General features: G+C 73.6%; 5 protein-coding genes. 3 read left to right on the top strand and 2 right to left on the bottom strand.

The window, feature by feature from the left end; translation table 11 throughout:
* Positions 1-37: 37 nt before the first annotated feature.
* Entirely contained in the window at positions 38-298 is a 261-nt protein-coding gene (locus BLS56_RS20530; protein ID WP_091453430.1) for an acyl carrier protein, read from the bottom strand.
* Between the two features lie 107 nt (positions 299-405).
* The gene (locus BLS56_RS20525; RefSeq protein WP_175482948.1) at positions 406-2139 is read right to left on the bottom strand and encodes a fatty acyl-AMP ligase; all 1734 of its coding nucleotides are present in this window, start codon (positions 2137-2139) and stop codon (positions 406-408) included.
* A 305-nt stretch (positions 2140-2444) separates the two neighbouring features.
* On the opposite strand from BLS56_RS20525, the gene BLS56_RS20520 reads away from it, so the two are divergent.
* From BLS56_RS20520 to BLS56_RS20510, 3 genes are all read left to right on the top strand, one after another.
* Positions 2445-2876 carry a cobalamin-dependent protein gene (locus tag BLS56_RS20520; RefSeq protein WP_175482947.1) on the top strand — a complete coding sequence of 144 codons (432 nt, stop codon included), beginning with the start codon at positions 2445-2447 and terminating at the stop codon, positions 2874-2876.
* On the top strand, positions 2869-4242 hold the full coding sequence (locus tag BLS56_RS20515) for a methylaspartate mutase (RefSeq protein ID WP_091453427.1): 1374 nt from the start codon (positions 2869-2871) through the stop codon (positions 4240-4242). Before BLS56_RS20520 ends, BLS56_RS20515 begins: the two co-directional genes overlap by 8 nt.
* An 82-nt stretch (positions 4243-4324) precedes the next feature.
* Positions 4325-5119 (top strand): ABC transporter permease, encoded by a 795-nt coding sequence (locus BLS56_RS20510; RefSeq protein ID WP_091453425.1) that lies wholly within the window; start codon positions 4325-4327, stop codon positions 5117-5119.
* The last annotated feature ends 6 nt before the right edge of the window (positions 5120-5125 follow it).

The raw sequence follows: 5125 nt of genomic DNA, 5'->3' as shown, positions 1-5125 counted from the left end.
GGCTGACTGACTCGCCTTCCGGTCGGTCTTGTCGCTTTCAGCGGTTCTCGGCCAGCACGCGGATGCGCTCGCTCAGCGCGCGCACGGTCGGGTGGTCCCACAGGTCCGCCGGGTCCAACTCGATGCCGAACTCGTCCTCGGCCGCCGTCACCACGGTCAGCGCCGACACCGAGTCCAACCCGAACTGGGCGATCGGCAGGTCGATGTCCACCGCGTCCGCCGACCGCCCGGTCGACTCGGCGACCCGCGCGCACAACCAGGCCCGCACATCGGCACGGACCGCCTCTCCTGACGTCATCGCCTCTCCCCCTTCACACCCGGCCCGCCAAGGCGGTGCCTTCGCCCAGCCCGCGAGAGCTGTTTTCTCACTCAGCCCACGTTTCTCACTCAGCCCACGTTTCTCGCTCAGCCCGCGAGGGCGGTCGCCCCAGCGCGCACGGGCGCCAGCCCACCGGTCAGATAGGCTTGGCGCATCGCCACCCGCTGGACCTTCCCGCTGGTGGTGCGCAGCACCGTCCCCGGCCGGACGAACACGACATCGGCCACCGCCACCCCGAACTCCCTGGCCACGGTCTGCCGCATCTGGGCGGCCAGCGCGTCGTGCTCAGCGTCGGTGAACCGGCCCCGGATCTCGTGCACCACAGTTACAGCGGGTTCGGCGACACCCTCGTCCGCCACGGCGAACACCGCCCCGGTCAGCCCGGCCAGCGGCGCGTGCTGCGCGCGCAACTCCTGCTCGATGTCCTGCGGGTACAGGTTCCGGCCGTGCACGATCAGCATTTCCTTGAGCCGCCCGGTGATGTAGAGCTCGCCCTCGTGCAGCACGCCCAGGTCCCCGGTCCGCAGGAAACCGCCCTCACCGTCCGATGTGGACACATCGAACACTTCGGCGGTCGCGGCCGGGTTCTCCCAGTAGCCCTGCGCGATGCTCTGCCCGCGCAGCAGCACCTCCCCGATCTCGCCCGCGCCGAGCGGCCGCAGCGTCACGGGGTCGGCGATCCGCACGGTGAGCCCGCCGGTGACGCCGCAGCTGGCCAGCGGCTGGGCGTCCGGGCCGGACGCGGGGGTGAACTCGTTGCGGCGCAGCGCGTCCCGGTCGACCGAGCACACCGCGTACGCCCGGTCGCGGGTGCCGCTGACCAGCACGGTCGCCTCGGCGAGGCCGTAGCACGGGGTCATCGCGTGCGGCTGGAGGCCGAACGCGGCGAACCGCTCGGCGAAGGCCCGCATGGTCGGGATGTGCACCGGCTCGGAGCCGTTGCACGCCAGGTGCCAGCGGGACAGGTCGAGCCCGGCGATGTGCTCGTCGGCGATGCGGCGCACGCACAGCTCGTAGGCGAAGTTCGGCGCGGCCGACATGTACAGGTCGTGCCGGTCGATCAGGCGCAGCCACAGGTGCGGGCGCTTGAGGAACGCCATCGGGGCCATCAGCACGCAGGCGCCGCCGAGGAACAGCGGCGGCGTGACCTGCCCCATCAGGCCCATGTCGTGGTAGAGCGGGCTCCAGCCGCCGAGCCGGGCCCGGTCGGGCAGGCCGAGCACGTCGACCATGTCCTGCGCGTTGGCGAGCAGGTTGCCGTGCGTGACCAGCACGCCCTTCGGGTCCGAAGTGGACCCCGAGGTGTACTGGAGCAGCGCGGGCGCGGACCGGTCGACGTCCGGCTCGGCCCAGTCGTCCGCGCCGTCGGCGATGTCGTCGACGGCGAGCACGTCGAGGTCGGTCATTCCCTGGTCCGCCAGCAGTTCCGCGACCGAGGCGCGGCTGGCCGAGTCGGTCAGCACCACGCCGACCCGGGCGTCGCGGGCGATGACCCGCACCCGGGCGCGCTCGTGCCGGTAGCGGCCCCCGGCGGGGGCGAACACCGCGACCATGCCCGCGTAGAGGCAGCCCGCGAACGCGTGCACGGCCTCCCCGCCCTGCGGGAACAGCAGCAGCACCCGGGACCCCCGCGGCAGCCGGGCGCGCAGGGCGACGGCGATGGCCCTGGCGCGCTCGTCAAGCTCGCCGTAGGTCCAGCTTCTGCCGTCCGGTTCGGCCTCGGGATCGGCGACGAAGACCAGCGCCTGCGCCGCGGGCGTCGCCAGCGCGTGGGCGCGGAGCACCGCGCAGGCGTCGCGCCGATCCAGATCAGCGTGCATCTTCCACCATCCCGGTCGGTCCATTGCTGCGGGCACGGCGAAACAGGCGCCGCGCGCCGCGGCCGCCGAATTGCGATTCCCCCGTTGCCCGGTCTGGGCGTGAACTCCGCGCCATTTCCCCGGCGCCGATCCTGACGCTACCAGCGGTTCCCGCAGCCACCAACGGCTCGCGGCGGGACTAGTGAAAATCTCGGAACGCGCCTTTTCGCATGGAGTCGGGACGGGCCGGTTGTTACGTTCACGAAAGCCACGCGCGCGTCGGAGATCGCGCCGCACTTCCTTTTCCGTGAGCAGGGGGCACCCACATGGGCGACACCGCGTTCCGTTCCCGCCGCCGCCTGGTACTCGGCGTCGCCGCCAGTGACGCACATGCCGTGGCCAACCGGCTCATCCACCTGATGCTGGTCCAGCAGGGGTTCCGCCCGCATAACCTGGGGGTGTGCACGCCGCTGGCGGAGTTCGCCGACGCGGCGGCCGACCTCGACGCGGCGGCGGTGATCGTCGGCAGCGTCAACGGGCACGCGGTCGAAGACCTGCGCGGCCTGCCGGACCTGCGCCGGATGGGCAGGCTGCGCTGCCCGGTCGTGTTCGGCGGCCGTCCCTCGATCGACGCGGCCGGACACCCGGCCGCCCGCGCGCGGCTGCGCGACCTGGGGGTGGACCACGTGCTGGACCGCCCCGAGGAACTGCCCGCTGTGCTCGACTCGATCCTGTCCGCCGCCCTCACCCATGCGTGAGCTCATCGACCTCGACCGGGCGCAGCGGCGGCGGCTGCCGGACTGGTCGGAGATCGTCGACCGGCTGCGCTCGTCCACCCGGGACACCGCGGTGGCCGTGCTGCGCCGCGGCGGCGGGCGGCCCGCGCTGCAACCGAGGTGCGGGGTCGGCGGGCACCCGGAGATGCTGGCGCTGCTGCGCGCGCTGGACCGCGCGGGCGCCCCGGACCTGCTGTCGGTGACCATCGACTCGCACACCCGGCTGCGCCACTTCGCCACCGCCGACCGCGCCCGCCGCGAGAACCCCGGGCAGCTCAACGGGTATCCGCTCGTGGCGCACGGCTGGGAGCGCGGCCGGGCGCTGGTCGACGCGGTGGGCGTGCCGTTGCAGGTGCGGCACGGGTCGCCGGACGGGCGGGACCTGTTCGCGGTGTCCCTCGCCGCGGGCATCACCTCGTTCGAGGGCGGTGGCATCGGCTACAACATCCCGTACGCCAAGGACGTCCCGCTGGCCGAATCGCTGCGCGCGTGGCAGCAGGTGGACGCGGTCACCGCGGCACTGGCCGGGCACGGGGTGGTGCTGGAGCGGGAGCTGTTCGGCAGTCTCACCGCGGTGCTGGTGCCGCCGTCGCTGAGCCTGGCCATGACCCTGCTGGAGGCGCTGCTGGCCGCCGAGCAGGGGGTGCGGTGCGTGTCGGTGTCCTACCCCCAGTCGGGTGAGGTTCACCAGGACGTGGCGGCACTGCGGGCCATCCGGTCGGTCGCCGCCCGGTACCTGCCCGCGGACATGACGGTGTTCACCGTGCTGCACGAGTTCATGGGCGTCTTCCCCGCTGACCGCGGCTGGGCCGAGGCCCTGGTCCACTACGGCGGCCTGGTCGGCCGCATCGGCGCGGCGGACAAGGTGATCACCAAGACCCGCCAGGAGGCGCACGGCATCCCGACGGCCGCGGCCAACGCCGAGGGCCTGCGCCTGGCCCGCGCGGCCTGCTCCCCGCTGCTGGACTTCATCCGCCTGAACGAGGACCGGGTGACCGAGGAGCAGGCGTGGATCGAGACCGAGGTCGCCGCGCTGGTCGAGCCGGTCCTGAACCGCGCCCCGACCCTGGCCGCCGGAATCTGCGCGGCCTTCGCCGACGGCACCCTGGACATCCCGTTCAGCGCCAGCGTCCACGCGCACGCGGCCGTGGTCCCGCTGCGCGACCCCACCGGGGCGGTCCGCTACCACAGCCCCGGCGCCCTCCCCCTGCCGCGCGCCGCACTGGACCGCCAGCGCGGGCTGCTGAACCAGCGCACCGGCCGGATCACCGAGAAGATCCTGGCCGACATCAACTACTTCGCCGCCCGGGAGCCGTGGGCGGCGGAACCGGAAGAGGCCACCGCATGACCCTGTGTCGCGAATCCACCAAGCAAGCCGCCCCGCCGACCGCCGAAGGACGCCGCTGTCCAAGTGCGCGGGCGGTGGCCAGATGACCGCCGTCGACGCCCCGGCGCCGTCCCGGCCGCGACGGCCCGGGTTCGGGAAGCAGGTGGCCGCGTTGACCGGGCGGTCGCTGCGGGCCTTCGTCAGCGACCCGCGGGCGGTGGCGCTCGGAGCGGTGGGGCCGATTCTCACGCTGGTGATCCTCAGCCAGGTGTTCGGCAGCATCGCCGACGCGGCGCTGCTGCCCGACGGCGTGGGCTACCTGGACTACCTCACGCCCGCCATCCTCGTCACCACCGCGGTCAGCGCCGCCCAGGTTTCCGGGCAGGCGTTCCTGCGGGACATGGGCAACGGCGTGTTCGACCGGCTGCGCTCGCTGCCGGTGCGCCTGGCGGTCCTCCCGACGGCCAGGAGCCTGGCCGACGTGGTGCGCTACACCGCGCAGGCGGCGCTGGTCGTGGCCGCCGCGCTGGTCCTCGGGTTCACCGTGCGCCCGGGACTGGCCGCGGCGTTCGTCGTTGCGGTGGGGTTGGCGTGGGCGCTGGTCTGGGCTTTCCTCGCGCTGGCCGTGTGGGTGCGCAGCGCGGAGGTGCTGCAGAGCCTGGGCGTGCTGCTGTTCCCGGTCATGTTCACCTCCAGCGCCTTCGCCCCGGTCGAGCGGCTGCCTGCCTGGCTGGGCGCGGCGGCCACGGTCAATCCGCTCACCTACGCCATCGACGCCATCCGCGCCCTCGCGCTCGGCCGGCCCGCCGCACCCGCCACGGCGGTGGGCGTGATCGCCTTGCTGGGCGCGGTCAGCGCGGCCGTCACCATCCGCGCCTTCACCCGCGAACCCGCCTGACCGACC

This window comes from Actinokineospora iranica, assembly GCF_900101685.1.
GTDB classification, from domain to species: domain Bacteria; phylum Actinomycetota; class Actinomycetes; order Mycobacteriales; family Pseudonocardiaceae; genus Actinokineospora; species Actinokineospora iranica.
Note: the sequence above shows the minus strand (reverse complement) of the source record. Positions and strands in the feature narration are given on the sequence as shown.

Bases quoted from the DNA above. Each gene is read 5' to 3' on its own strand.
- BLS56_RS20530 (WP_091453430.1), bottom strand. From the start codon at position 298: ATGACGTCAGGAGAGGCGGTCCGTGCCGATGTGCGGGCCTGGTTGTGC.
- BLS56_RS20525 (WP_175482948.1), bottom strand. From the start codon at position 2,139: ATGCACGCTGATCTGGATCGGCGCGACGCCTGCGCGGTGCTCCGCGCC.
- BLS56_RS20520 (WP_175482947.1), top strand. From the start codon at position 2,445: ATGGGCGACACCGCGTTCCGTTCCCGCCGCCGCCTGGTACTCGGCGTC.
- BLS56_RS20515 (WP_091453427.1), top strand. From the start codon at position 2,869: ATGCGTGAGCTCATCGACCTCGACCGGGCGCAGCGGCGGCGGCTGCCG.
- BLS56_RS20510 (WP_091453425.1), top strand. From the start codon at position 4,325: ATGACCGCCGTCGACGCCCCGGCGCCGTCCCGGCCGCGACGGCCCGGG.